The organism is Massilibacteroides sp., assembly GCF_028705895.1.
Taxonomy (GTDB): domain Bacteria; phylum Bacteroidota; class Bacteroidia; order Bacteroidales; family Tannerellaceae; genus Massilibacteroides.
Map to the genome: position 1 here is coordinate 26,097 of NZ_JAQWCQ010000023.1, position 23,896 is coordinate 49,992.

Annotated in this window: 31 protein-coding genes; 28 read left to right on the top strand and 3 right to left on the bottom strand. The window is 39.8% G+C overall.

The annotated features are described in order from the left end of the window. The 6 genes from PHT93_RS07600 to PHT93_RS07625 all read left to right on the top strand — a co-directional run bounded on the left by PHT93_RS07600 (position 1) and on the right by PHT93_RS07625 (position 6,831). A complete protein-coding gene (locus PHT93_RS07600) occupies positions 1–1,983 on the top strand; it encodes a hypothetical protein (RefSeq protein WP_300241383.1) in 1,983 nt (660 codons plus the stop codon). Next, entirely contained in the window at positions 1,980–2,216 is a 237-nt protein-coding gene (locus tag PHT93_RS07605) for a hypothetical protein (RefSeq protein WP_300241385.1), read from the top strand. The genes PHT93_RS07600 and PHT93_RS07605 overlap by 4 nt, the downstream gene beginning before the upstream one ends. An 18-nt stretch (positions 2,217–2,234) precedes the next feature. Further along, entirely contained in the window at positions 2,235–2,456 is a 222-nt protein-coding gene (locus tag PHT93_RS07610; RefSeq protein WP_300241386.1) for a hypothetical protein, read from the top strand. A 243-nt stretch (positions 2,457–2,699) separates the two neighbouring features. Beyond that, positions 2,700–4,046: a right-handed parallel beta-helix repeat-containing protein gene (locus PHT93_RS07615; RefSeq protein WP_300241389.1), complete on the top strand. Its 1,347-nt coding sequence runs from the start codon at positions 2,700–2,702 to the stop codon at positions 4,044–4,046. 1 nt (position 4,047) lies between these two features. Then, positions 4,048–6,288 (top strand): hypothetical protein, encoded by a 2,241-nt coding sequence (locus tag PHT93_RS07620; RefSeq protein ID WP_300241392.1) that lies wholly within the window; start codon positions 4,048–4,050, stop codon positions 6,286–6,288. A gap of 237 nt (positions 6,289–6,525) precedes the next feature. Next, positions 6,526–6,831: a hypothetical protein gene (locus PHT93_RS07625; protein ID WP_300241394.1), complete on the top strand. Its 306-nt coding sequence runs from the start codon at positions 6,526–6,528 to the stop codon at positions 6,829–6,831. Positions 6,832–6,842: 11 nt separating this feature from the next. On the opposite strand, the gene PHT93_RS07630 is transcribed toward PHT93_RS07625, so the two are convergent. Further along, complete coding sequence (locus PHT93_RS07630; RefSeq protein ID WP_300241396.1) at positions 6,843–8,051, bottom strand: site-specific integrase; 1,209 nt, start codon at positions 8,049–8,051, stop codon at positions 6,843–6,845. A 284-nt stretch (positions 8,052–8,335) separates the two neighbouring features. After that, complete coding sequence (locus tag PHT93_RS07635) at positions 8,336–8,731, bottom strand: helix-turn-helix transcriptional regulator (RefSeq protein WP_300241398.1); 396 nt, start codon at positions 8,729–8,731, stop codon at positions 8,336–8,338. Between the two features lie 164 nt (positions 8,732–8,895). Here PHT93_RS07635 and PHT93_RS07640 point away from each other — a divergent pair, with 164 nt between their 5' ends. The 10 genes from PHT93_RS07640 (at position 8,896) to PHT93_RS07685 (ending at position 13,563) form a co-directional block, all read left to right on the top strand. After that, the gene (locus PHT93_RS07640) at positions 8,896–9,150 is read left to right on the top strand and encodes a hypothetical protein (protein WP_300241400.1); all 255 of its coding nucleotides are present in this window, start codon (positions 8,896–8,898) and stop codon (positions 9,148–9,150) included. Continuing rightward, on the top strand, positions 9,147–9,686 hold the full coding sequence (locus PHT93_RS07645; protein ID WP_300241402.1) for a LuxR family transcriptional regulator: 540 nt from the start codon (positions 9,147–9,149) through the stop codon (positions 9,684–9,686). Before PHT93_RS07640 ends, PHT93_RS07645 begins: the two co-directional genes overlap by 4 nt. Beyond that, on the top strand, positions 9,683–10,306 hold the full coding sequence (locus tag PHT93_RS07650; protein ID WP_300241404.1) for an HD domain-containing protein: 624 nt from the start codon (positions 9,683–9,685) through the stop codon (positions 10,304–10,306). Before PHT93_RS07645 ends, PHT93_RS07650 begins: the two co-directional genes overlap by 4 nt. Before the next feature lie 11 nt (positions 10,307–10,317). Continuing rightward, on the top strand, positions 10,318–10,590 hold the full coding sequence (locus tag PHT93_RS07655) for a hypothetical protein (RefSeq protein ID WP_300241406.1): 273 nt from the start codon (positions 10,318–10,320) through the stop codon (positions 10,588–10,590). A gap of 87 nt (positions 10,591–10,677) precedes the next feature. Continuing rightward, positions 10,678–11,001 (top strand): hypothetical protein, encoded by a 324-nt coding sequence (locus PHT93_RS07660; RefSeq protein WP_300241407.1) that lies wholly within the window; start codon positions 10,678–10,680, stop codon positions 10,999–11,001. Positions 11,002–11,314: 313 nt separating this feature from the next. Beyond that, entirely contained in the window at positions 11,315–11,572 is a 258-nt protein-coding gene (locus PHT93_RS07665; RefSeq protein ID WP_300241409.1) for a hypothetical protein, read from the top strand. A 10-nt stretch (positions 11,573–11,582) separates the two neighbouring features. After that, the gene (locus PHT93_RS07670; RefSeq protein ID WP_300241411.1) at positions 11,583–11,810 is read left to right on the top strand and encodes a hypothetical protein; all 228 of its coding nucleotides are present in this window, start codon (positions 11,583–11,585) and stop codon (positions 11,808–11,810) included. 23 nt (positions 11,811–11,833) lie between these two features. Next, positions 11,834–12,352: a hypothetical protein gene (locus PHT93_RS07675; protein ID WP_300241413.1), complete on the top strand. Its 519-nt coding sequence runs from the start codon at positions 11,834–11,836 to the stop codon at positions 12,350–12,352. Then, positions 12,312–13,178 (top strand): DNA adenine methylase, encoded by an 867-nt coding sequence (locus PHT93_RS07680; RefSeq protein WP_300241415.1) that lies wholly within the window; start codon positions 12,312–12,314, stop codon positions 13,176–13,178. Before PHT93_RS07675 ends, PHT93_RS07680 begins: the two co-directional genes overlap by 41 nt. Further along, a complete protein-coding gene (locus PHT93_RS07685) occupies positions 13,168–13,563 on the top strand; it encodes a hypothetical protein (protein WP_300241417.1) in 396 nt (131 codons plus the stop codon). The genes PHT93_RS07680 and PHT93_RS07685 overlap by 11 nt, the downstream gene beginning before the upstream one ends. Before the next feature lie 72 nt (positions 13,564–13,635). On the opposite strand, the gene PHT93_RS07690 is transcribed toward PHT93_RS07685, so the two are convergent. Continuing rightward, the gene (locus PHT93_RS07690; protein WP_300241419.1) at positions 13,636–13,917 is read right to left on the bottom strand and encodes a hypothetical protein; all 282 of its coding nucleotides are present in this window, start codon (positions 13,915–13,917) and stop codon (positions 13,636–13,638) included. A gap of 132 nt (positions 13,918–14,049) precedes the next feature. Between PHT93_RS07690 and PHT93_RS07695 the strand changes: the two genes are divergently transcribed. The 12 genes from PHT93_RS07695 to PHT93_RS07750 all read left to right on the top strand — a co-directional run bounded on the left by PHT93_RS07695 (position 14,050) and on the right by PHT93_RS07750 (position 23,268). Next, positions 14,050–14,349, top strand: a complete 300-nt coding sequence (locus tag PHT93_RS07695; RefSeq protein WP_300241421.1) for a hypothetical protein — start codon at positions 14,050–14,052, stop codon at positions 14,347–14,349. A gap of 123 nt (positions 14,350–14,472) precedes the next feature. After that, the gene (locus PHT93_RS07700) at positions 14,473–15,051 is read left to right on the top strand and encodes a hypothetical protein (RefSeq protein WP_300241423.1); all 579 of its coding nucleotides are present in this window, start codon (positions 14,473–14,475) and stop codon (positions 15,049–15,051) included. A 289-nt stretch (positions 15,052–15,340) separates the two neighbouring features. After that, positions 15,341–15,709 (top strand): hypothetical protein, encoded by a 369-nt coding sequence (locus tag PHT93_RS07705; protein ID WP_300241426.1) that lies wholly within the window; start codon positions 15,341–15,343, stop codon positions 15,707–15,709. Between the two features lie 22 nt (positions 15,710–15,731). Further along, positions 15,732–16,145, top strand: coding sequence for a hypothetical protein (locus PHT93_RS07710; protein ID WP_300241429.1), 414 nt, complete (start codon positions 15,732–15,734; stop codon positions 16,143–16,145). A gap of 60 nt (positions 16,146–16,205) precedes the next feature. Continuing rightward, positions 16,206–19,409, top strand: coding sequence for a DNA primase (gene dnaG / locus PHT93_RS07715; RefSeq protein WP_300241431.1), 3,204 nt, complete (start codon positions 16,206–16,208; stop codon positions 19,407–19,409). Between the two features lie 14 nt (positions 19,410–19,423). Further along, entirely contained in the window at positions 19,424–19,609 is a 186-nt protein-coding gene (locus PHT93_RS07720; RefSeq protein WP_300241433.1) for a hypothetical protein, read from the top strand. A gap of 133 nt (positions 19,610–19,742) precedes the next feature. Continuing rightward, on the top strand, positions 19,743–19,961 hold the full coding sequence (locus PHT93_RS07725; protein WP_300241436.1) for a hypothetical protein: 219 nt from the start codon (positions 19,743–19,745) through the stop codon (positions 19,959–19,961). 69 nt (positions 19,962–20,030) lie between these two features. Then, entirely contained in the window at positions 20,031–20,279 is a 249-nt protein-coding gene (locus tag PHT93_RS07730) for a hypothetical protein (protein WP_300241438.1), read from the top strand. A gap of 221 nt (positions 20,280–20,500) precedes the next feature. Beyond that, positions 20,501–20,893, top strand: coding sequence for a hypothetical protein (locus PHT93_RS07735; RefSeq protein ID WP_300241440.1), 393 nt, complete (start codon positions 20,501–20,503; stop codon positions 20,891–20,893). Positions 20,894–21,342: 449 nt separating this feature from the next. Then, a complete protein-coding gene (locus PHT93_RS07740) occupies positions 21,343–22,197 on the top strand; it encodes a phosphoadenosine phosphosulfate reductase family protein (protein WP_300241443.1) in 855 nt (284 codons plus the stop codon). Between the two features lie 202 nt (positions 22,198–22,399). Continuing rightward, on the top strand, positions 22,400–22,699 hold the full coding sequence (locus PHT93_RS07745; protein WP_300241445.1) for a hypothetical protein: 300 nt from the start codon (positions 22,400–22,402) through the stop codon (positions 22,697–22,699). Between the two features lie 236 nt (positions 22,700–22,935). Then, the gene (locus PHT93_RS07750; RefSeq protein ID WP_300241447.1) at positions 22,936–23,268 is read left to right on the top strand and encodes a hypothetical protein; all 333 of its coding nucleotides are present in this window, start codon (positions 22,936–22,938) and stop codon (positions 23,266–23,268) included. Positions 23,269–23,896 lie beyond the last annotated feature (628 nt).

Genomic DNA, 23,896 nt, shown 5'->3' on the forward strand with positions numbered 1-23,896 from the left:
ATGGCAACTTATCACGTGGATTTATTAAATGGCAATGACTCTAATGATGGACTCTCTTGGGCCAATGCGTGGAAAGAAATTAGCGGGCATGATGCAACACTTTCAGATACAGATACAGTCAAGGTTGCAAAAACAGGAGTGCCTATATCGTTAGGTTCTTCCGCTTGGACAAATAAAAGTAATTTAGTAACAATTCCAACGGCCAAAACAGAAAAAATTGATGATTGCATCGGCAATACATGGACTTCTGCTTTGGGTACAGCGAATTCATATTCATCAGGTAAATTAAGTACGACTTGTCAAAATGTTTTTAGTGCAACAACAGCTATCGGTAAACTTGCTTATAAGAAATTAACAGAACTGAACTTATCCGCATATAATAAAGTTTCATTTTGGTATGGAACAAATATATATTCATATCTCAAAGAGGGCGACTATTCACTTTGTTTATGCAGCGACGAGGCAGGCGATGCACCTGTGCATACAATAGATTTATCGCCAGTAGGCGAAAATAATACATTTGATTCTGTTGTTTTTGACAATGGTTCTCCATTACATACTTCAATTAAGTCAATAGCATTATACAAAAATAACGTTACGTTAGCAATGCTCCATATTAGACTTAATAATATTTTTGCCTGCAATGATTTAACTTTACATTCTGTTATAGGTAAGAGCAGCAATCCTCTTTTAGATTTTTATCCAATACAAGCAATCAATGGAACTTCTATTTATATTGATCAACAAATATTAAGAGCGCCAGGTCGTGGTTATTATGGCGACACCGAATCTATTGAATCTTTTTTTATTATTGCAGCTTCACGCCCTATGGGAAGGTCTGCAACATATTACAAAACTACAAAATCGGGAAAATCGAAAACAGAACGTTTGAAATTCTCGGGTGGATGGAATAAATCAAGTAACGAACAAGATGGAATTACAGTAATTAGCGGTGGTTGTTGTGCAGGATATTTTATTTATATAGATAATAATTTTATAAGTTTTGAGCGTTTTATAGTTTCTGGTTATGCTACCGGAATAAATGGATCAACTTTGAATAGCCTTGGAAGTGCATTAAATTATATGTCAGCAATCAACTGTATAATTGGATTCTCCATAGCTTCAGGTTTTGATATTAAGAACATATTTGCATTGAATAATTACACACATGGATATTCAGGAAACTCTGGAAATAAAACAAGAGTAATTGATGCTGTTATTAACAACAACGGGGACATATCGGCTGCGTTCGACTGTGCGACTTCAAGTTGTCATTTTGAAAACATAAGTCTGAATAACAATTATAGCGGGCTTAAATTAACTACTGATAAAGACAATACAATTAGCGGCAATAAAGGATGTAATAATACCCTTATTAACATTACAGGAAAAGACAATCAATATGGGCTGACAAATGATAATTCGACGCATAATACATGGATTGATTGTGAAGGAACTGGTATGTTCACAGCTTATAATACTGTTATAAATAATAAAACATATTTGTCGCCTACTAGTACTCAACTTTCAAATTCAGGATTAACTGTTATAAATCTTAATGGAGTAATTGGGGCTTATTATTATGGGGCAGAAAATTCAATTATGAATTGGCAAACAGATATAAAGCGTGAAGATGAAAATGGGGCATGGAGACTTATGGCAGGTGCAAACTACTCACAACTTGATTATCCTATATTAGATTATTTTCGCATTGCTGAAATTGCTGTTGAAAAGAACGTCCCAATATTGATAAAAGTATGGGTATTACTTCAAAATGACACAGGCGAAGCTACACTTTCTATTCGTAGATTAAAATCTAATATATCGTTAACAGATGATTTAACAGCAACTACAATACCGATTGCTGAATGGCAACAGGTAATTCTATTTATTAATCCTACTAAAACAGGAATAATAACACTCGAAGCCTCATTAACAAAAGGTAATTTTGCTTACATCGGTTCAATAGGAATGACGACATGATAAATCTCAATACCATAAAAACACTTGAATTAACACTTGATGGTTCGCCTTGGTGCAAAATTAACTCATCACCAAATATTAATGTTAATACGCTTGAATATACTCTTGACGGTTCTCCCTGGTGGGGACACACTGGTGAAATTGAGCCTGTTACTTCTTCCGGCAATATTAAACGCATTATTAAAGTAAACTGGGCAAACGCCAAAACAGTAAGTAAAGCAATTGGTCATTAACAATAAAACCCAAAACCCATGTACACAAAAATCATTGAAATCCTGTTTTACGTTGTAACCGCAATATTTTTGTTATTGTGGGTTGCCACATTAGCTGCACCTGAAGAGCATCTGGCAAAACTTCAAAAATTTACCAAGTATGCAAAATACTTTATGGCAGCGCTGTTTGTATTGCTTATCATCGCACTTGCAATGGATGAACTGCTGTTTAAAAATGTTCAAATGCACACTTACTTTTAGTTCTGAAATCATGATAGCGGCACTTATTTTCTTTGTTTTGATACCCGGAATTATTTTTGCGGTTTCAATTCCATTTATTCTATTGCTGCACAGAATTAGAGATGATAAGCATGAAAGATTATGAAATGCTTATAGCAGTAGTCTGTGGTTTATTCCTGTTACTATTTGTAATATTGTTGGTAAGTCTATGGCTTATTACAAAATGGAACAATGAACTTGATGAATTTTTAAACCCCAAAACCGATGAACACAAAAGAAAACCACGAAACATTATCCCTCACATCCATGAAAATAGCTGGGGTGATAGGCATGCCTCCAATCACGAAATCAGAAATTTCGATAAGGTTACAGGCGCTAATAAATAGCATACCCGACGATGTGCTGCCCGACGATGCCATCTACATCGACACAAAATATAGCGGAAGCAACAACGGCTACAAAGGCACCATAACGGCTCCTTTCAAAACCTTACCTGCCTTTGAAAACGGCAAGACCTACAAGGTGAAACGTGGCTCTGTTATACCAAATATCACTTTCAGCCAAAAAACAGATGTAATCATAAGCGAATATGGCCAAGGCGATAGGGCTAAAATTAGCAGTACCGGCACTGTTCACCTTATCACATTTCAAAATTCAACGGGCTGCCGAGTGGTTGGCTTTGAAGTGAAAGGAAGCATCAATGCCATTTCGCTCACCCATGCTGATAATTCGCCCAAATGTGGCGTATATGGTTGCGATATGAGCGAAGCACACCATTCTAACAACAACGGGTTCGGACTTCATGCATTTTATTCCGATGACTTTGAACTTATCGATAATAAAATCGACAACGTAGCCCTCGACGGAATTTATACAAAGTTCTGTAAACGCATAAAAGTAACCGGCAATCACTTTACCAGGCTAAACCAGCGTTACTTCACCAACCCAAACCAATCGGCATCGTCGGGTGATGGAATCCAGCTCGACGGTACTTATGACGGCTTTTACATTGCCTTTAATGTTGTTGATCGCAGCGACGGCGCTGGTAATAAATACGGACTCATACTCAACAGCGCCGCCGGACTTTCAGATGAAGCCACGGGCACCATCGAACACAATGTATTTATCAGCAACAATAATGTTTCATCCTGTATACACATCGAGCGCGGGAACGGGATACAGGTGCTCAACAATGAATTTGTAGGCGCCGGAGGGCAACAGGCAATCCGCTTAGGCGGTAAGTTTGTAAAAAACACCCTGATCAAAGGCAACACCTTCCGCAACTTCGACCGTGGCGTAGGCGTTGGCGCTACCTATCCGGGCGGCTATCCTGCAACCAATACCATCGTTGAGGACAATATATTCTACAACGTAAAACAATACCACGTTTGGGTTGACAAATCAAAAGTCACACTGAACAACAACACCCACATGCGCACCACCGACAAAGGCATAGCCATATTCAATTACGGTGGTGGAAGCGCGGTCATAGAATCAGGCCATTACTCAATCGCCGGCATGGAAGGATCCTTCGGTGCAGGGACAAACCCAACTTACGGCCCAATTAATTTTATTGATCCAGAAAACGGTAATTTTGAAATATTGAACTAAAATGTCGGAACTAAAAATAAAAATAGGTGACACCTGGGCCGAAACCAACGGTCTTGAAATACCGGTTGTACTTCGCTCCCCCGTTTTTAGTGGGGGTAAGGGATCTTTTATTTTTAATTTTCAGTTACCGGCCACTCCGGCAATGAAAAAAGAGCTGGGTTACTTCCACCGGCCCGGGCGGTTTGGCAGCAATTCTATAAGCAAGCCATTGCTGCTAACTTTCGGGCTGTTGCGTTATGCGGGTACCGCAAATGTGGTGAGCACCTCAGAATATGAATATGAGGTAAGCTGCCCGATAGATAATAGCGACCTGGCCATGCTTTTTAAAAGCAAAAAGCTAAATGAACTGGATTTAGGTGGAATTCGTAACGAGACTGAAAATCCAATCAGAGCAAAGGCTACCATGGAAAATGATGTTAATATAGCACAAATTAGTCAAATCCCTTTTGATTATACTTTTATACCTGCTTTCTCAGTCATTTCAAAAAACCCATATAATGAGTTACAAATCTCTGGAAATAAATTTATTTCTTCAATGACCGGAACAATTTCCCTTAAGTTTGAAATTGTTGTTCAAGAGGTGGTCTCAGAAATGAACTGGCTCCGGGTTTATAAAAATGGCGTTCCCTTTTTTACGCCTAACTTTATAGAAACCGGAATCCGCACAGTAGATGTAACAGTAACCATAGGCGATGAAATCACCTGGGACATCTATCTTAAATCAGACGGTCCAAAACCTGCAATATTACACATCATACTCTTTTCTATGTTACAATCATCAAACATAGAAATTATGTTATCTAATATTGAACTTGCAACCAATGGTTTAAATCTATACCCACACAGCGATTATGCCTGCTTCCCGCTCGAAAACAATAAAATGTTTGATAATATCGATGATGATACCTATCAGGTTGACCATGTAAGCGCCAAAGAAATTTATAGCAATTACTTTACTGTTCAAAACTACTATGTTGATAATAAATTCAAAATGTTGTTATCTGGTTATGCTAACGATGACTATTTTGTTGCCTACAACCTCTTTGTTCCCTTCCCCTACCTGGCCTATGTGATGAATAGGGTTTTTGAAACCTTTGATATTTCAGTACAAAACAATGTTTTTACAGACATCGACATGCGGCAGCTTGTTATATTCAACACCTATGCCGAAAATAACTTTATAAGCAACGACCTTATATCGCCAACGCCGGGCATCGACCTGAAAGATCACGTTCCGGAAGTACTCATAAGCGACTACTTTACAAACCTGTGCAAGTTCTTTGGCATTGCATTCGATTATCGGCCAAATAGCCGCACAATTCGCTTAAAATATCTGAAAGATATTGCTTCTGATACAGACTTTCAACAATTCCCGGGCATCATTACCACCACTCCGGAACTCAGTTGCAGCGCATACAAAGGGTTCAGGCTGATACAAAGTACAAACAACGACGATTTTATTCGTGAAAACTTTAAATCGCTGGACGGCCTCTCCCTAAAAGGATCTGTTAACACAGTATCTGACCTTACCGAAATTGAAGACCCGAAAATTAACGATTGTTATTATGTGAACGCCAACAAAGAATACTGGATTTACAATTATGACCCGGAAGTAGCCATAATCACCTGGCTAAAGCATACCAATGACTTCTTTTTTCAATACGAATATATTGATGAAAATCATACTGGAGAGATGTTTGAAATAAAAACTAACATCAATCCTATAATGAATAATAGTTATCCTTTCCGTGATACAACACCTTCATCCCCTTTACTACGTAAATGGCTCATTCCTAATACTGCCCAGCCAGGGAATTTTGATGGATTACCCGACTTTTTTAAAAGTGATTTTTCGAATAGCCTCCTTTATTATCATGGCCTCAGAAAAGACAGTACTGATAATCTTTATCCTTTTGCTTCATGCGATATTTATGACTATTCGGGTAATCCAATAAGCTTTGAAAACAGCAATCCTTATCCGGCATACACCCACGCACTTTCGCTCAGGTGGGATGGCCCGAATGGCATCTATGAAAAACGTTATAAAGCCTGGATTGATTTGATGATGAAATCTCGTGGCACATTTAAACTTAAAGCCTATCTCAGTCCAAATGATCTTGCTAAAATTGACTTTCTAAAATGGTATACTGCTCCAGGATACAGGTTTATGATTAAAGAAATACGTTTTACTATAAGTGATAAGCATATAAGTATAGCTGAACTCGATGTTTTCGTTCGTTAATTTATAAATTGGGCGATCATCTGCTAAAAAGCGCAGATGCCGGGCTTTCCGCTATATCTTTTGTGGGCGTGATGAAATCTTCCCAACTATTATATACAGTACATTTACTGCACTCTAACCCGATATTATATCATGCACACAAAAGGATGCCGCTTCAATCCCTATCGCAAAAAAAAATTTGCAGATATAGATTTAATTAGTACTTTTCGCAGGTATTCACCCCCTAAAAAGTACGTTATGAAAAACAAAAGTTACCTTAAAATGTATCTTCAGCCGGTGCTATCCTTTTTTTTACTATCGCCAAATGCCGAAAACATTAGTAATCTTAATGAAAACATGCAGCAATTTTATACATCAAATGAAGCTGATACGGAACATGTTTTCAAGCAAAAGGCAAAAGCTCAGTTTAACGATGAAGTTGAAGCGGCATATAAAATGTTCATCGTAAAGCGCCTGAATACTATCTATAATTACCTCACATTTTTTGTAGTTATAACCATTCTCAGCATGATTGCAGCCGTTATTGGCGTCATCAGTTCATAAACAAGCTGCTTTTACAAAGCCGGTGCTTTGTGCCTGATATCATCGTTGCCCTGCGTCATCAGCTCCTCAATATAAGGAAGCATCTGATCATACGACGCATGGCCAAGCTGTGCTTTTATATACATATTGTCAATGCCGCTGCGCTTCATCATCTGCACGCCGGTATGCTTCCAGCTATACAAAGTATAACCTTTCTGGAAATTCAGCTTTACCAGATAATGTTTGAATTTATTGTACAGGAAGTTTTTACTTGCATGTTTCGGGCCTGGCTCACTGCCAGAGGTGGAAAAATAGAATTCATCCGGATATTTATCATATCCTTTCATAATGAGTTCGGTATACAGATAATCAGGAATAGTGATCAACCGCGCCCGGTCGTTTTTGGCAATATCGCACGGAAGCCTTATCGTGCCATCGCTCCACGAAAAGTGCTTCATTTGTATCAGGCGAAGCTCATTCGGCCTCAATAAAGTGCTGTAGAGCATCTTTAGCTTAAGCCACACAACAGGACTTTCAGGCTCAATAGCATTGCGCAGCATGTTAATCTGATGTAGGTTGAAAGCAAGGTGATGCACCGGCGTTTCCTTATACCTTCTTATACCCGTTACCGGGTTATGAGTGAGGCTCTTTTCTTCATTAATAAGGTGCTTCCAGAAACGGTTCAGCGTTTCATTATAATCATTGAGCGATTTTCCATCCAGCCCGCGCTCTTTTATGAGGTACTCATTAAAATCCTTGATGGTATCCTGGTTATAAAAGCGGACATTTACCTTATCAATGCCTTTTTTTGACAAGAACTGTCCAAAAATCCGCAGCTTACTTTTATAAGAGGTATAGGTAGAAGGCTCGCGCTTTATGATGTTCTTCACAAAATGAAGATACCTACTCGAATAATACTCAAAGTTCCTGGTACTGTCAATCACATGCTGCCCGCGCCTGGCATCCGTCTCATACCTTATAAGGCTTGCATACTTCACCTTATCCTGCTCAAAAAATGGATTCCAGCCTTTCAGTAGCTTTGTTTTCCACTTCCGGATAAGCTTAGCAGCATACTTATACCGCTCTGCCTCAGTAGACAACTTTTTAAAGCCGTTGTAAATTCGGAAAGTTTTCATCCTGCCCACTGCAGGATCAAATACAGAATAATACACAAACCAACTGCCTTTCATATTTCCGGCAGCATCATTAAGCTTAGGCAGAATGACCTCTTTTTTAATCATTTCGATGTTCATATTTGCGCCTCCCCAGGCCACAAAAAACAGAACAGAGAATGCAGAGGATGTTTTCTTTGTTAATCCAGTTGTATATATCTGAATATCAGATACATATAATGGGTGTGGGTGGAATATGGGATTTCTCCCACGCTCTATACCCCGCGTCAATCCTATGTTTTCGGTGCTTCTATTTTCTCTGTGGCTTTTTGTTAGTTGTTAAAAAATACGTATTTTCCCTACTTATATTTCTAAAACCAATATTCAATATTTACCTTTCCTGTAGATTACCTTCAGGTGCCCGTAGCTCCTTCCTTTTCTATACCTTTTAAAAGTAAAATTTCTGCCCGAAGGCATTCATTTTCTTTTATCAGATGATCAATCACTCGGGTCAACCTATCATAATCTTCCCGCCGCATTGACTGATGATAATCTCCGGATGGTTCTGATACAATGCCATCATTTAAACCTGACTTCAGCATTCTGCCTTCATCGAGTAAAAGCCAGTTTGCATCCACTTCCTTAAAATAACTAAGCAGTTTATAAAGCAGATCATATCTTGGCATTGAACCATTTACCAGGTTACTGATAGTCTGACTTGTTGTTCCAATCACTTCTGCAAGTTTACTTTGAGACAATTCATAATAATCCATTATCCGCTTAAACCGCTGAGTAAATGTTGATTGCATCTTCTTTTTATTTAGACACGTTGTAAATATCAAGTTTATTTGAAAATAAATTCAATTTTACTTGACTTTATAAAGTTTGTTTTACTATCTTTGTACTTTCTTACACATTCTTACACAAATTTATACATTATTAATCCCATTTGTCAATAGTCAAAAATAACTACATGAAAAAAAAACATGAAAAGTCTCATTACCAGAGACTTAAAAAATACCTGCCCCGCGGCTACCGCAAAATTATTTTTGAAAATACGGGCGCCAGCGAATCACTTATAGACCACGTGCTGCGCGGCCTCCGGGAAGATAACAAGGGTATTTTAACGGAAGCTTACCGGCTTGCTGTTGAAGAACAAAAAAAGAAAAACAGCAATTCAATTAAACTTGATTTATTGCAAAAAGAACTTAACAATTCGAAAGCATGATACCAGCCGGCCTCATCGACAACAACATAGAATTCTTTGCAAAAGGAAACAAATTATTCTCAATTCAAAGCGGAATAAGATATGAGTTCCCTCACATGCCAGAGGAGCACATCACATTTCTACAAAATGAATTGGATAACGACGAGGCCGCTTTGGAAACGCTTACCCACACCCCAACGGAAGACATTTTAAGGATATATGGCATTTGTCGCTTTGGCGGATGCAATCATTTGCCTGATGTTTCTGAAGGTGAATGCACCGATGTTTCAGAATATTACGATTGCGGTATTCGCGGACGGTGCATGTATGAGGGACTGCGATGCAAAGAGCTGGTTACCAAAAAAGGAATTATCTCTTTTCGGCAATTACAGGTAGTTATTCTCATTGCTGCCGGAAAATTAAACAAAGAAATTGCCGGTGAGCTGGATATCTCAGAAAACACAGTGGCCAATCACCTGGTCAATATTCAACAGAAAATTGAAGGGCGTACCCGTGTTGACATTGCCACTTTTGCAAAAGAAAGGGGTATTGCATGAAACCCGCCATCCCTTCTTCACTCAAACACATTAGCTCCGGCCACATGCTTACCGGGACCGGAAAACTGTTCAACCTGGAAAACCCAACCGCGGCCATGGTCGATATAGAAGACATTGCAGGCGCTTTAAGTAAAATGTGCCGGTGGAATGGCAACATACCTGAGTTTTATAGTGTAGCTCAGCACAGTTGCATGGTTGCCTGGCTGGCCCCACCGGCACTCTCTTTAGCAGCCTTATTGCACGATGCACCCGAAGCCTACACCGGCGACATTATCCGGCCATTAAAAAAACTGTTGGCTCAGGCTTTTAACGACATAGAAAAACGCATCGAACAGGCCGTGTGCGACCGATTTATGTTAAGCCCAGTCGACTTTGATAACATTGCCGAATACGACAACATGGCCCTCAACATAGAATTCGAGGCATTCCACCACGACAACAAAGGCGCAAGGCAACAGATACGCACCGTTTCTGCCATGCACCTGAACTCCATGCCGGCACATGACTATTGGAGCCCGCAAGAAGGCTTCTACGCTTTCCTCAACACCTTCAAAAATATAAGTCGCGAATACAAACAAGTATTCTGCGGATCAGCTTCACTTATATCTGAAACAGCTTAACCCTCAAAACCATGGCAAACAAAATAATTGAAGTACGCATAAAGTACGACCAAAAAGGACAACCAAAAGAAATTGCCGTTCTGTGGCAAGCCAACAGCTTAGGATTTGTCAGGGCAACTTATGCCAACACAACCAAAACAACTGGATTCATATCTTTTTCAAGCAGCACAGAAATAACAAATGACTTATTCCAGCAAATTGCCGCTTTTGGAATGTACATTCCTGGTGCAGCCCGCGAAAAATACTTCCCGGGACAACAATGGGATAACGGGATGCAGGTATGAAGCGGCCTGTGTTGCGCCTGCGGCAGGCTGATTTATACCTGCTGTTATCGCTTCGGGCTTTATTTTAAATCACTTAAAAACAGATATATGAATACAATTGAAAATTTAGGATTCGAGAAAAACACAAAAGTAGTGAACGGATTCAAATCACATTTTAAAAAGGGAAATGATTTTTTATTCCTTATAGGTGCAGATTTTTGGCCGGGAAAACTTTATAGTATTGATAAAGCATTCGAAAACCATAATGGAAAGGTTTACGGTGTCTTAACTGAAAAATCACCGGGCGTTGCTGATAAGGATTGGGTAACTGCATCAAATTTGACTTTACTCCAATTAAATCCGCTTGCTGTTGGTAAATGGCGTGATGATGGAACTGATATTGAATTTATCGAAGTGGCTTCTTTAGCCTGAGCGATAACTAAATATAACCAAAATCTGCAATCTAATATTAACCCCGCCTCCCCAGGCCACAAAACAACCCTCAAATGAATGTAATTACCCTCAAAGAGTTGAGCTATGAAGAGCTCACCAACTTACACACAGTCGTAAGAAACAAGCTTAAAGAAATAAACCAAAAGCTTGAACCACATGGCAAAACGCCCCTTTCAGAGATTACCATTGAAGTAACAAAACTTGTAACCGAACGACAATTCTATTACAACTTCAGGATAATGATCTCTGAGCACCTGTTAAACCATTGTGATACCGTAAAACTTCCTAAGCTATGGTAACCAACATCTTTCTCGCAATTGGCTTCACGCTAACATCATTTTTCTGCACGTGGCTGGTAAGAAGAAACAGGTTATACAAAGAATTCCAGGAGACCATGGTAATTCATGACCTATGCATCTTCTATAAAGGCGAAGAAAAGCACATTGGAAACATTGTAGCCATATTTGAACACAACGTAATCGTTGAAGATCAGGAAGGCAATGCAGTGCCTTTGCAAAAAAGTGAAATATACCCAGTTTTACCATTTTAAACCCACCACTATGGAAGATACACCTCCTTATGATAATGTTCGCTACGTGAAAAACACGGATGGATGCGATATTTTCTTTAATGAAAACGACGAAGAATTAATTCCAACAAAGCTATTTCTTACCAGAATAGAAATTGTCGAGTTAATCAATTCACTGTCCTATCTACAAAATATGCCGGGCACTCACAGCTTAGTTTTTAAAAAGGTAATTGAAGCGCTCTTTTCACAAATTAAATAACAACCTGTTTAACCCTCACAGCCATGAACTTTGAATTTGAAGTTGACCAGTTTAAAACTGAGCCTGCAACCGGACTTACAAGGATAATTATCCGGTACAATCTTGGCAATCTACCAGAAGTAGATGAACGCGGCTTCGATTGCCCTGAGAAAGCAACCTATTACATCGACACCATGAGGCGCGACTGGCTCAGCCGCATGTTTAACAAATACGTGAAAGCCAGCTGCATCATATTTGAAAAAACTCCTCACATGGGGTACTACAACGAACAGGCACGACTTAACTCTCTGCAACGCTGCATAAATGGGGGTCTAATAATTGCTCAGGAAAGGTCAACAAAAGTAGTTGCAAGTTATATTGCGTCATCAAGCAAATTACTAAATCACATACTCCCACACCCTCACAACAACAGCTTCAACACCTCTCTCGATCGCCTCAACACCATGCTGCAAGTCGCAAACAAATACCTGCAAACACATAAAACAAAATCACCGCATAACCATGGCAAAGCACTTAAATCTTATATCATATATCGGGGGTAAATTTCCGCATCTGAATTGGCTGATTAACCTATTTCCGAAAGGCAATTATCATTTTATTGATATAATGTGCGGCAGTGCTAACGTAGCTTTAAATGTTGATTATCCGTTAATAACCATCAACGACCTGAATAGCGATGTAATTAACCTTTTCAAAGTAATGCGTACCGACCTCGAAGAGTTTATGAGGGTATTGTATTTCACTCCTTTTAGCAGGGAAGAGCTATATAAAATATTAGATGATTTCCACAATGAATCAGACGATATTGAGAAAGCAAGACGATATTTTGTTCGCAGCCAACTTAGTTACGGAGCAAATGGAAGTCAGAATAACCACAAAGGAGCTGGCTTTGAATATGCAATTCAGAAGTCAAATTATTATAGGGTTGATGGCTTTAACTTCAAAATGATAAAACTCCCCGAAATTGCAGACAAACTCAGAGGATTCCAAATTGAAAATAGAGACGTATTCGATTTATTTGAAAAAGTAAACAAGCCTAATAATATTGTTTATTTCGATCCACCATATCTAATGACCACACGCAGTTCAGGCAAAAGATACAAACATGAAGTATCACCTGAATTTCATACAAAACTTTCTGAAGCAGTAAAAGATGCCAAATGTTTTGTAGCAATTTCAGGCTATGATTCTGAAATATACGACGAGATATTTCCTGATTTCTTCAAATCAATGAGCCCTCCAAAACGGTCAACCGTAAGTAAACGAATAGTTAACGAGTGCTTGTGGACCAATTACGACCCACGTACCATTAACGGAGCTTTAACGCTAGAATTTGAAACAAAAAATGAAAACAATTATGGAAACTAAAACATCAAATGAAACGCTAATCGCCAATAAACCTGGCATGTTCAAACTAAGCCTATACGACCGTTCAGGGAATATACTGAATATTGGTGATATCGTAAAAGTATCAGATGGGAAAAATTTTACTTTTTATGCAGAAGTAAAATACCTCGAAAATGAAAAGCTTATTACGCCTTTTCACACCTTTAGCTTTCACTCATTTGTAAAAATTGACAGCATACCCGAAAATGCTAAAAAGTGCAGCGAAGAGCGCTACAACATCTGGTACACGTATCCCCCTGAACTTGATGATAAAAAAGCTGCCGAGGCGGCCAACCAATATCTGATTAGCTGGCGAGAATGTGAACACCTTTTAGAAAAACGCTGCTTCAGAATAGAACTCATTTAACACAATAATTCTCAAATTCTCAAATCCTCAAATCTTTACACCATGGAAAACGCATCAATTAAAATGAATCTCTCAGCCTTCGTACACGTAATCACCAGCATGAAAGGCAAAAACGGCAATCCGGTCGAAGGTATCTTCATTCCATTCGAGAAAAACAACATCTTCAAAGGAACAAAAGGGATGTACATTGACCTTGTAGGCTTCCCAATCAGGAACAAAAACACCGATAGCCGCGACACCCACATCATCAAACAAAGCTTCACTAAGGAAGTACGCGAAGCAATGACCAAATAGCAACAAGACAACGTGCCAATTTTCGGAAGCATGATCGACTGGAGCCAGGCAAGTCCACAAACCACCGATAACTCTATCGACACTTCATCTACACCAACACAACCGGAAGATGATTTGCCCTACTAAGTAAATTCTGAACGGTTTGGCTATGTGCAGTGCCATAAACTGCATTAACTTAAAAGCATAAATGATATGATTAAATTCGGAGGTTTCGACAAAGATGGACAGGCATTGCATATAGCCTGTGTTACCCATCGTTATTCTGATTTACCAATGAAAGGGCTTGGTAAAAGTATGGAGAGCGTGGGGATGGATGAGCCTGTAATTATTCCACAATCCGCTACACTTGAAGGTGTGACATGGGGATATACAGAAGCTGAAATTGAGCGTAGGGCTTACGAACTAAAAGCCGAAGTTAAATGGATGGAGTTACCACCACAAAATGCTGCTGATGAGCGAAAGGTTCAGATGTGGTTTCATAATGGTGGGTAACTCGTTTATATCACCACATAATTACACTTTTAAACATTTATAAACGCTTAACACCCCATGAAAGAACACCCCATATTGTTCAGTACACCAATGGTAAAGGGCTTATTAAACGACACCAAAACCATGACACGCCGCGTTACCGGCTTAGATAAAATAAACAAAAACCCGGATGATTACTACTTTCAATCACTTGTACTTCACTCAACAGGTCGTTACACTTTTGCACCTATGGTTAACTTTAGCCCAGCAAACGAAGATATTATCGAAGTAAAATGCCGATACGGAAAGCCGGGTGATCTCCTTTGGGTGAGAGAAACCTGGACAGAAGTTATGATTCAAGATGAAGAAGGATATTTCAATGTTTATAAAGCCGATGGTAACGACTGGGCAGCGCCATGGACTCCATCCATCCACATGCCAAAAGCCGCTGCACGCATATGGCTGCGCGTAACTGATATACGTATTGAGCGGCTGCGCGACATCACCGAAGAAGATGCAAAAGCTGAAGGTGCCGAATATCAACTTTGGAGAGGTGTAATCGAAGACACACAATCCTACCGCAATGGCTTCACATCCATTTGGCTCAACATCAATGGCGATGCTTCCTGGAACAAAAACCCATGGGTGTGGGTAGTTAGCTTTGAAGTATTAAGTAAAACCGGCAAACCGGTAGAATTGGAACCAATCACCAATCACCAATAACTAATAACCAAAAGCCATGACCCCTCTCCCAACCGAAAGAGCCGCTTACCAAAAAGTGATAAGAACTTTAAAAAGCTGCCAGACCTTAGCACAGCACAGAGTAGCCATAAACCTCATGAAACAATACTTCAGAATTTGGCCACTAAATAAAAAGAATCGAAAACTGCTGCTTTTTCAAAAAGTATATTTCAAAAGGCTGTTATAAATCACAAACAAAAAATACATAAACCCTAATTTAATTTTCATCAAAAAACTAAAACAAGCACATCAATCAAAAAAAACTCAACAAATGAAAAAAGACACCATCATTTCCGGACCAAAAGCAAGTGGCAAAAACTGGATTAGCAAAGCCATTGAAATTACACATAAAAATTTAATAAGAACATCCGCAAAGGAAGTTTTGCACAAAATAGACAACGGCTTCCCAAGTAACATCACTGATCAATACTCCCTGATGGTGATAAATGAAGCCACAAAAGAAGATATTTTAATTATTGAAGATTTTTTTAACGGTTTAGCTGGCTTTGATATTTCGACTGAATCTGCTAAAGCAATAAAGTATATAAATATTGTCTATTTAACAAAAGACAATATTTCCAGTTCTGATCCATTGTTCACGCATTTACATGTCATTAATTGCCGTAACGCTTATATTTAATATAACCCTCAAATACTCTGCAATGAAATACAAAATAACCACCAACAACCCAGAAGACATTAGCAATTTTATTGCAAATGCGCACACTCAGTTAATATCCTATCAAATGATTCAAGATAGATCGAAACTATTCGACCTTTATTTTGAAACAGACCTTGCCTTGGATGAAATAGAGTTAACCATTAACGATGTTAAGCGGGCCCACTTACCGCCAATACCCATCTTACAACTTATAGAAACAAACAAAGTTAGTATTGGCGAAGCCGTAAAACTTAGACTTGCGCTTACAAGCAACATAAGAACTTTACTTTGCACTTTTTGCGAAGAAACAGGATTACGGATTGAAACAATCCAAATTAACGCATCTTACGATCAAGTAAAATATATACCGAAAGGTAGATACAACATAGATGTAAATATCAAAAACCCGTTTTAATCTACTACAATTATCACTAATAGCCAATCACCAATTACCAATAACTAATCACCACTCAAAATGATCCCTCACTCAACTATTGATAAAATAATACAAAGCATCCGTATCGAAGAAGTTATCGGTGAAACCGTAAAACTAAAACCGGCCGGAAGCATACTCAAAGGATTGTGCCCATTTCACAACGAAAAAACACCCAGCTTTACCGTATCGCCCCACAAGGGAATATGGCACTGTTACGGGTGCAGCACCGGTGGAGACGTCATTGCCTTTGTAATGAGGGACAAAGGCATGACTTTCCCCGAAGCTGCTAAATTCCTGGCCACAAAAGCCAACATCCAAATACAGGAAACAGCACCAGACCCCGATGCCGATAAAAAAGCAGCCATGCGCGAACAGCTCTTTGCCGTTAATGAATTTGCAGCCGCCTACTATCAACAGCAGCTTCAGCAAACTGCCCCCAGGCTCAAAGAAGCCACCGACCGTTTCGGCACCGATAACATAAGCCTGTGGCGACTTGGTTTTGCGCCAGATGGCTGGGCAAACTTCTACCAACATGCCAGGGCAGCCGGTTACCTCGAAGAGTTTCTGCTCACCTCAGGGCTGATCAAACAGTCAGAAAAGAACAACAAAATATACGACTACTTCCGCAACCGCCTTATGTTTCCGGTATTCAACAAAACAGGACGCATCACCGGATTCAGTGCCAGGCAGGTTGACAACGATAAAGACAATGCCAAATACATAAACAGCCCCGAAACCGCTGTTTACCTGAAATCCTACCAACTATACGGCATACACCTTGCCGCGCGCGCAATGCGTAACGATGGCGCCGTACTGGTAGAAGGCAACCCCGACGCCATACGCATGCACCAGGTAGGCGCCGATTCAACCGTAGCACCCTGCGGCACTGCCGTAACCGAAGAGCAACTAAAAATCATAAAGCAGCTCACCAACAGCATCACAATCATAACTGATGGCGATGCTGCCGGACAAAAATCAATGAACCGCACCGGGCGCATGGCTGTGGAAATGGGACTAATGACCTACTGTGCCGTGCTTCCCGAAAAAGAGGATCCCGACACCTTTTTCACCACAGAGGAGCAATACAAAGAATGGATAGCCACCAACCGCCAGGACTGGATATTGCTGCGCGCGAAAGCACTGCTCGAAAAAATAGGCCACGACCCCGGACGTAAAAATGAAGCCATTAAAGAATTATGCGGTTTCATACAGCAATACGACGAACCCACCCGCAAAATCTACATTGATGCAATGGTTACGGCCCATAAAGTGAAGGCCAAGCTGTTCACCGACCGCCTCAAAGACCTCGATCAAAACAACATCATCATCGAAAAAGACGACAGCCTCCCTTCGGGCGTCGATGCACGCGACTTTGAACGATGGGGATTCTACGAACACCACAACAGCTACTTCATGCGCACCAAAAACGATGTCGAAGAAGTATCTAACTTTGTTATGAATCCCGTTTTCCACATCGAAGGGCAAGATAGCCGTCGGGTGTACGACGTCGTTAACTTCCGTGGATTTAGAGTAGTCGTTGACCTCGATATGCAGGAAATGACCTCAATTCAGGCTTTCCGCCGAAACATAGAAGGCCGGGGTAACTTTATCTTTTCTGGCACCGATGCACAATTCACCCGTATCAAAGCCAAACTATACGAACAAACGCGAACATGCTCCGAAATTCGCGTGCTCGGTTGGCAAAAAGAAGGTTTTTTCGCCTGGAGCAACGGAATAACTACCGAGGATGGATTTCATGAAATTGATGAATACGGCATTGTAGAATTCAACAAAATAAACTACTTTATACCGGCTTTCTCTTCTATCCACATCAACGATAAATCCCTGTTCATTGGCGAAAGAAAATTCCAGTACAAGCAGCGCGACATTACTATGCTTCAGTGGTCCGAACTGTTTACAAATGTATTCGGCAGCAATGCACGCGTGGGAATATGCTTCTGGATTGCAACCATATTCAGAGATTACATCCTTTTCCTCAATAAAAACTTCCCAATTTTAAACCTTTTTGGCCCAAAAGGTACAGGTAAAAGCCAAATGGCCATGAGCATGAGCTGCCTGTTCGGCGAACAACAAACCCCTTACAACATCCACAACGGTACCAAAGCCGGGCTGGCAGAACACATGCAACAATTCAGCAACGCATTTGCATGGGTCGATGAATACAAAAATAACATTGATTATGCCCTGATAGAAACCCTTAAATCTATATACGATGCCATTGGGCGTAACCGCCTCAACGTTGACAAACGTAAAGAAACTACACTTGTAAACGCCGCACTACTGCTCACCGGTCAGGAAATGCCTACTGCCGACGTTGCACTCTTTACCCGCCTCCTGTTCCTGCAATTCCACAAAGCCGAATACACCGATGCCGAAAAAAAACTATACGACAAACTCAAACAAATGGAGCGTGCCGGCCTTAGCCACCTCACTGCTGAAATACTCGCACACCGAAAATACTTTGAAAAAGAATTCTGGACCAACAGCGACTATGTAGTATCCGACATATCCGACGAGCTCCGCGACGATGCAATCGAAGACCGTATGCTCCGGTCATGGTGTACCGTGGCCGCTGCCTTGCGCACACTGCAAAACAAAGTGAACTTCGGCTTCGGTTATGCCGACATACGCACAATCATCATAAATGGTATCAAACAACAAAACGAACAGGTAAGCAAATCAAACGAAATTGGACAATTCTGGGAAATGATAGAAGCCATGTACGATGAAAATATCCTCATTGACGGCTGGCACTTCCGGGTAACCTGGCTCGATAAGCTAAAAACCACCACAGGAAACCGCGAATTAGGCAGCGGGAAATACGTGCTCAGGCTTAAATTCTCAACCATCAGCAAGCTATACGCTGAAAACGCCAGGCGATCAGGTATAAAACCCCTGCCGGCTGACACATTGAGCTATTACCTCAAAAACTCAAAACCATTCCTGGGCGTAAGCTCCAGCGTAAAATTCGTAAACAAAGAATACAAATCGGAAGAAGGCAAAGTAGTCGAATCAAAAACCATCACCAGCGCCTACTGCTTCGACTACGAAGTACTCGGCATCAACCTAATGCGAGCCGTATTTGGCGACACACTGCCAAACGAACCCGACGACCACGACGAACCCGACACAATAATAAATTACATGGACAAAGCCCGCGTAAACGGACAACAGGCTCAACCGAAAGCAGAACTAATCCCGGACGAAAAACTACCATTTTAAAAAACCTTAAAAAAATGAAATTACAATTCTTAACAATCGAAATTGATGGTAAATGCTTTGACTTACCAAAAGATATGCAGATACCAGAAAGAGGCGACACTGTATTTATTGAAGGTAAAACAGGTGTAGTTAAAAAAAAGAACTACCATATTGTTGATGGTAAAGTTCACATGATTAGCATATTCGCTACGAAAGTGTAGCTATGGTGCACTACAACGGATTGGCGGTATGGTTTTGTAAGCCTGCCACACCGCTTCAATCCGACCACAAACTCTCAAAGGCTTATAAACTATACCGCCTGTTATATGCTGGGCGGTATATAAACGAGAAATTATGTTTAAAAACGGAAACCAAACGCCCGCTTATGGAAACGAAAAGAGGGCAAGTGATGTGATAATTGAATTGCAAAACAAGAATGCCACATTAAGACTGGCACTTGGTAAACTGCTGAAACTTTGTGAAAACACCAAAATGCAAGACCAAAGCGAAACTTGGTGGCATATGATGGGCGTGGCTAAAGAAGCGATGAATGATACTGACCCGAATAAGTAGCCTTGCATATAACGGTGAGGCTATGACCAGTTAAGGCTTTTCTAAAACTTCTAAAATAACAAAACAACAATGAGCAAAAAACAATACTTAGAACTATTAATCAAAACCTTTGGATTCGTACCTTATAAGGTTCAGAGCTACCGAACCAATGGATGTGATGATCAATTTCAGGTTGGAGTTGGATGGGAGGTTATCGTTCACGACCAATATGGAAAATTTGCATTTGAAATAATGACACCAGAGGGCTTCAACGATGCTGTAAGCGAAATAATTAAAAGATCAATTGAGGAGGGTGCATCACCAGGGTGCGTGTATTAAGTTTGAACGATCCCAACCATCTCGAAGCCTTAATTGGTTATAGCCTGTGTTGTGGCGGCGAAGCGCACGTTTTAATGCGCCACAACGGTACTTTGCTATGTGTAGCACGGCATAGCAGACATTTTCAAGGTAGTACGGACTTTTAGAGCCGTGTTACATATAGCAAATGTTATGGTTTCGTGCTTTATTAATCAGATTGTTAAACTAATAATTATATCAAAATGGAAACAAGAACAGTACAAATGACAGTTGCAAAATGCGAAGATTCGGAACTTGATAATGTAAGAACATACTTACAAGAACTTGAACAGGTTCTAAAAGATAATGAATGCTACGATGAAGAAGATTCAGACGTAAATAAAGAAATTGCGGACGTTGCAAGGAAATACCCTGATAGGGCTTTTATTGTTCCTTTAAATTTAGGAATACTGCTTGATAATTATCAGGACAAAGATTCAGATATTTTGCAACATCCGAAATGGATTAAAGATATGTTTTCAGTACTTCAAGAAATTGATACATATCTATCTGATAATCCAAAAAACTATGTTGGTAGTGGCTCTATTTTGCACACTAAAATCAAAGAATTACTATCGGACGATGATGCTTCTTAGCATGAACCATAACGGAATGGCGGTATGGTTAGTAAAGCCACCCATACTGCAACCTATGAAACACAAACTTTAATTGGCTTTATTAACTATGACCGCTTGTTAGCGTTTCGTTTTTGAGCGTGGGCGGTGCAAAACAAAATGAAAATGGATTACTTAATACACAGCAATACAAAATGGGTTGATACTGGCATAAAGTGCCAAAGATGTGAACATAGAATATTGAGAGAAACATATAAGAATGGAAAATCAACAGACCATTTTGCGTGTGAAAGGATGGGATGCACATGGACTAACTATCATAGCAATAAAATGCAATTGATTGAACAGGATTCAGTGCGGGTTGGCAAATGAACGCTAACGGGATGCAGCTATGAGCAGTATCCCGAAGGGTATTGCTTATAGGTGCTGTTGTGTGTCTGGTGCGGTTTAATAGAAATAAAGTTTGAATTATGGATAAAGGTAGTTTTAATAATTTTTTGAGCGGGGGCAAATCCTTTCGGGTTGCTTGGTGGAGTGCTGGTGTTACTTCCGCTGTGGCTTGCAAAATGGCTCTGGAAATGTATGATGATGTAGAACTATTCTATATTCATATTGATTCAGCACACCCAGACAATGAGCGTTTTAAAAATGACTGTGAAAAATGGTACGGCAAGAAAATACACGTGTTGAAAAGCCGTGATTTTAAAGACCAATATGAAGTAATTGAAAAGACTGGCGCAGTAAATACACCAATGGGCGCACCTTGTACGCTGAAATTAAAAAAAGATGTTCGCTTTGAATTAGAACGACAATTTCAAATTGACTTGTTTAATGAAGTTCAAATACTTAATCAAATTTGGGGTTTTGAATATGAATTGAGGCAAGTAAACAGGGCAATCAGATTTGGTCAACAATACCCAAATACAAAGCCATTATTTCCATTAATTGAAAAAGGTATTGATAAAGACCAATGCGCAGGAATGTTGATAAATGCAGGAATTGACTTGCCTATAATGTATATTCTTGGATTCAATAATAATAACTGCATTGGATGCGTGAAAGGCGGTAAAGGCTATTGGAATTTGATTAGGGTTCATTTTCCTGATGATTTCTGGAAGATGGCAAGACTCGAAAGGAAAGTAGGGTATTCCTGCATAAACGGTACTTTCTTGGATGAATTAGACCCGAATGCAGGAAGAATGAGTAAAGAAGTGATGCCTAATTGTGGTATTATTTGCGAAGTAGAATTAGCAGACCTACCAGATAAATCTTTGGAAGATGTTTTGGAAGGAAGAAAAACAATATATGAAGCGATTGCGGCTTAAACCCAATTGCGCCTTAGCGCAAAAGAGCGTGGGGAAAAAAATTATTAAAACGGGTAAGTAGCGATGAACTTTCAATTTAGCAGTATCGTAGCACTTGCACACAACTACTGATATATACACCTTTTTAATACAAAGGTGCATATATACGCAAACAATATACCGATATACACACCTTTTGAGGTAAACATATTTAACAAATCAAATGGAAGATTCCCCAACTTACGGCACCCCAACACTGATAACAAACCGCTTAGCCGATTCAATCCTCAAAAAGCATGAGGACGAAAACGAATACCACCTCCATAGGCTTGACCGCAGATGGGTAATTGAAGCAATGGAAGAGTACGCCAGCCAAAGCCACAAAAAAGAGCTGCTGCAGGCTTACATCCAGGGCAAAAGAGACGAACCTGTCTGGAGTGTGAAATGGGAAGACCTCCCATTTATTGGAAAATACCGAAGAATAAAACGATTCCTAAAATGGTACAAATGTTATGAGATATAATCATTGGAACATGGTATCAATTTATGGTAAAGCCAACTGAAAATGGATTTTTCATACATGGAACTTATGTTTTTATGTAAATACTGTAAACACTGTAAACCCAAAAGCCTATTTAATTAATATACAACACTTTACAGGTTTACAGTCAGTTTACATAGTTTACAGGATTGTGTACATTTGAACAGCGGTATGAAGCGTGCCGGTTTAGAACGCTTCAACACTTTAAATTTACGAATATGTCAACACTATTTGATCAAAGTCCACGTATGTGGCACACCGTCTATGAATCTGATCTGAAGGTATACATTTCAGAATTAGAGAAAATTGCTGAAAAATCAAAATTTACCATTGATCAGGTTTTAAAAGCCGCAGAAATTCTTGAATTAAAAAGAAAGAACAATCTGTATGTAAATAATGGAGATGCATTCGACGAGCAAATGGCAGGATTTGGAGAGTTATTGAAATTATTCTTGAGTAACTTCAAAGAAGCGTATGGCGTTACTTCTGGTGATGATGATCCGCGGTTTTTAGAAGCAATTGCTATTGCACTAGGATATAAAGAAAGGTAACCACTATTATACGCGCTTGTAACGAAGTCCGCATGGATATCATCACCAATCACCAATCACCAAAAACCCGGAATTTCCCGGGTTTTTCCTTTTTACCCTAAAAACAGCCTTTAAAAGTGAAAAATAAAAACATTTTCAGAAAACTTTGAAATCCCCGTCCTACCCGTCCTACCCGTCCTACCTATCTCATATATAGTGTTTTAAGTAAAAAATAAGGTAGGAAGAGGTAGGACGAGGTAGGACGAGGTAGGACGGGGTAGGAAAATAAAATCGCCGGTAGGACGAAAAAAAGAGGTTAATGTGTTGTTAATCATTACGGTAGGACGGGTAGGACGGGTAGGACGCGAAATGTGTCTTACTTAGAAATGAAAATATTTTTTTTTATGAAAACACTTTGGGCGATCATCTGCTGAAGAGCGCAGATGCCGGGCTTTCCGCTGTATCTTTTGTGGCAGTGATTAATCCTGCCCAACTACTCCATGAAGCACACTCACTCCACACCTTTCATTCCTGCAAACATTTTGCGCATGTGCTAAACACAATGCCATTTCATTGCATTACATGGCATAGTGTTTCTATCGCACATTAAAAATCGCAAAAAGATTGCATCCATTGCAGATGCTCCGTT

Excerpts from the sequence above, each read along its gene's own strand:
- PHT93_RS07660 (WP_300241407.1), top strand. The coding sequence starts at position 10,678 with ATGAATACAATTGAAAATTTAGGATTCGAGAAAAACACAAAAGTAGTG.
- PHT93_RS07605 (WP_300241385.1), top strand. The coding sequence starts at position 1,980 with ATGATAAATCTCAATACCATAAAAACACTTGAATTAACACTTGATGGT.
- dnaG (WP_300241431.1), top strand. The coding sequence starts at position 16,206 with ATGATCCCTCACTCAACTATTGATAAAATAATACAAAGCATCCGTATC.
- PHT93_RS07725 (WP_300241436.1), top strand. The coding sequence starts at position 19,743 with ATGTTTAAAAACGGAAACCAAACGCCCGCTTATGGAAACGAAAAGAGG.
- PHT93_RS07750 (WP_300241447.1), top strand. The coding sequence starts at position 22,936 with ATGTCAACACTATTTGATCAAAGTCCACGTATGTGGCACACCGTCTAT.
- PHT93_RS07650 (WP_300241404.1), top strand. The coding sequence starts at position 9,683 with ATGAAACCCGCCATCCCTTCTTCACTCAAACACATTAGCTCCGGCCAC.
- PHT93_RS07630 (WP_300241396.1), bottom strand. The coding sequence starts at position 8,051 with ATGATTAAAAAAGAGGTCATTCTGCCTAAGCTTAATGATGCTGCCGGA.
- PHT93_RS07625 (WP_300241394.1), top strand. The coding sequence starts at position 6,526 with ATGAAAAACAAAAGTTACCTTAAAATGTATCTTCAGCCGGTGCTATCC.
- PHT93_RS07710 (WP_300241429.1), top strand. The coding sequence starts at position 15,732 with ATGAAATACAAAATAACCACCAACAACCCAGAAGACATTAGCAATTTT.
- PHT93_RS07695 (WP_300241421.1), top strand. The coding sequence starts at position 14,050 with ATGATTAAATTCGGAGGTTTCGACAAAGATGGACAGGCATTGCATATA.
- PHT93_RS07685 (WP_300241417.1), top strand. The coding sequence starts at position 13,168 with ATGGAAACTAAAACATCAAATGAAACGCTAATCGCCAATAAACCTGGC.
- PHT93_RS07635 (WP_300241398.1), bottom strand. The coding sequence starts at position 8,731 with ATGCAATCAACATTTACTCAGCGGTTTAAGCGGATAATGGATTATTAT.
- PHT93_RS07745 (WP_300241445.1), top strand. The coding sequence starts at position 22,400 with ATGGAAGATTCCCCAACTTACGGCACCCCAACACTGATAACAAACCGC.
- PHT93_RS07735 (WP_300241440.1), top strand. The coding sequence starts at position 20,501 with ATGGAAACAAGAACAGTACAAATGACAGTTGCAAAATGCGAAGATTCG.
- PHT93_RS07720 (WP_300241433.1), top strand. The coding sequence starts at position 19,424 with ATGAAATTACAATTCTTAACAATCGAAATTGATGGTAAATGCTTTGAC.
- PHT93_RS07680 (WP_300241415.1), top strand. The coding sequence starts at position 12,312 with ATGGCAAAGCACTTAAATCTTATATCATATATCGGGGGTAAATTTCCG.
- PHT93_RS07645 (WP_300241402.1), top strand. The coding sequence starts at position 9,147 with ATGATACCAGCCGGCCTCATCGACAACAACATAGAATTCTTTGCAAAA.
- PHT93_RS07655 (WP_300241406.1), top strand. The coding sequence starts at position 10,318 with ATGGCAAACAAAATAATTGAAGTACGCATAAAGTACGACCAAAAAGGA.
- PHT93_RS07730 (WP_300241438.1), top strand. The coding sequence starts at position 20,031 with ATGAGCAAAAAACAATACTTAGAACTATTAATCAAAACCTTTGGATTC.
- PHT93_RS07740 (WP_300241443.1), top strand. The coding sequence starts at position 21,343 with ATGGATAAAGGTAGTTTTAATAATTTTTTGAGCGGGGGCAAATCCTTT.
- PHT93_RS07600 (WP_300241383.1), top strand. The coding sequence starts at position 1 with ATGGCAACTTATCACGTGGATTTATTAAATGGCAATGACTCTAATGAT.
- PHT93_RS07620 (WP_300241392.1), top strand. The coding sequence starts at position 4,048 with ATGTCGGAACTAAAAATAAAAATAGGTGACACCTGGGCCGAAACCAAC.
- PHT93_RS07640 (WP_300241400.1), top strand. The coding sequence starts at position 8,896 with ATGAAAAAAAAACATGAAAAGTCTCATTACCAGAGACTTAAAAAATAC.
- PHT93_RS07610 (WP_300241386.1), top strand. The coding sequence starts at position 2,235 with ATGTACACAAAAATCATTGAAATCCTGTTTTACGTTGTAACCGCAATA.
- PHT93_RS07700 (WP_300241423.1), top strand. The coding sequence starts at position 14,473 with ATGACACGCCGCGTTACCGGCTTAGATAAAATAAACAAAAACCCGGAT.
- PHT93_RS07705 (WP_300241426.1), top strand. The coding sequence starts at position 15,341 with ATGAAAAAAGACACCATCATTTCCGGACCAAAAGCAAGTGGCAAAAAC.
- PHT93_RS07670 (WP_300241411.1), top strand. The coding sequence starts at position 11,583 with ATGGAAGATACACCTCCTTATGATAATGTTCGCTACGTGAAAAACACG.
- PHT93_RS07675 (WP_300241413.1), top strand. The coding sequence starts at position 11,834 with ATGAACTTTGAATTTGAAGTTGACCAGTTTAAAACTGAGCCTGCAACC.
- PHT93_RS07665 (WP_300241409.1), top strand. The coding sequence starts at position 11,315 with ATGGTAACCAACATCTTTCTCGCAATTGGCTTCACGCTAACATCATTT.
- PHT93_RS07615 (WP_300241389.1), top strand. The coding sequence starts at position 2,700 with ATGAACACAAAAGAAAACCACGAAACATTATCCCTCACATCCATGAAA.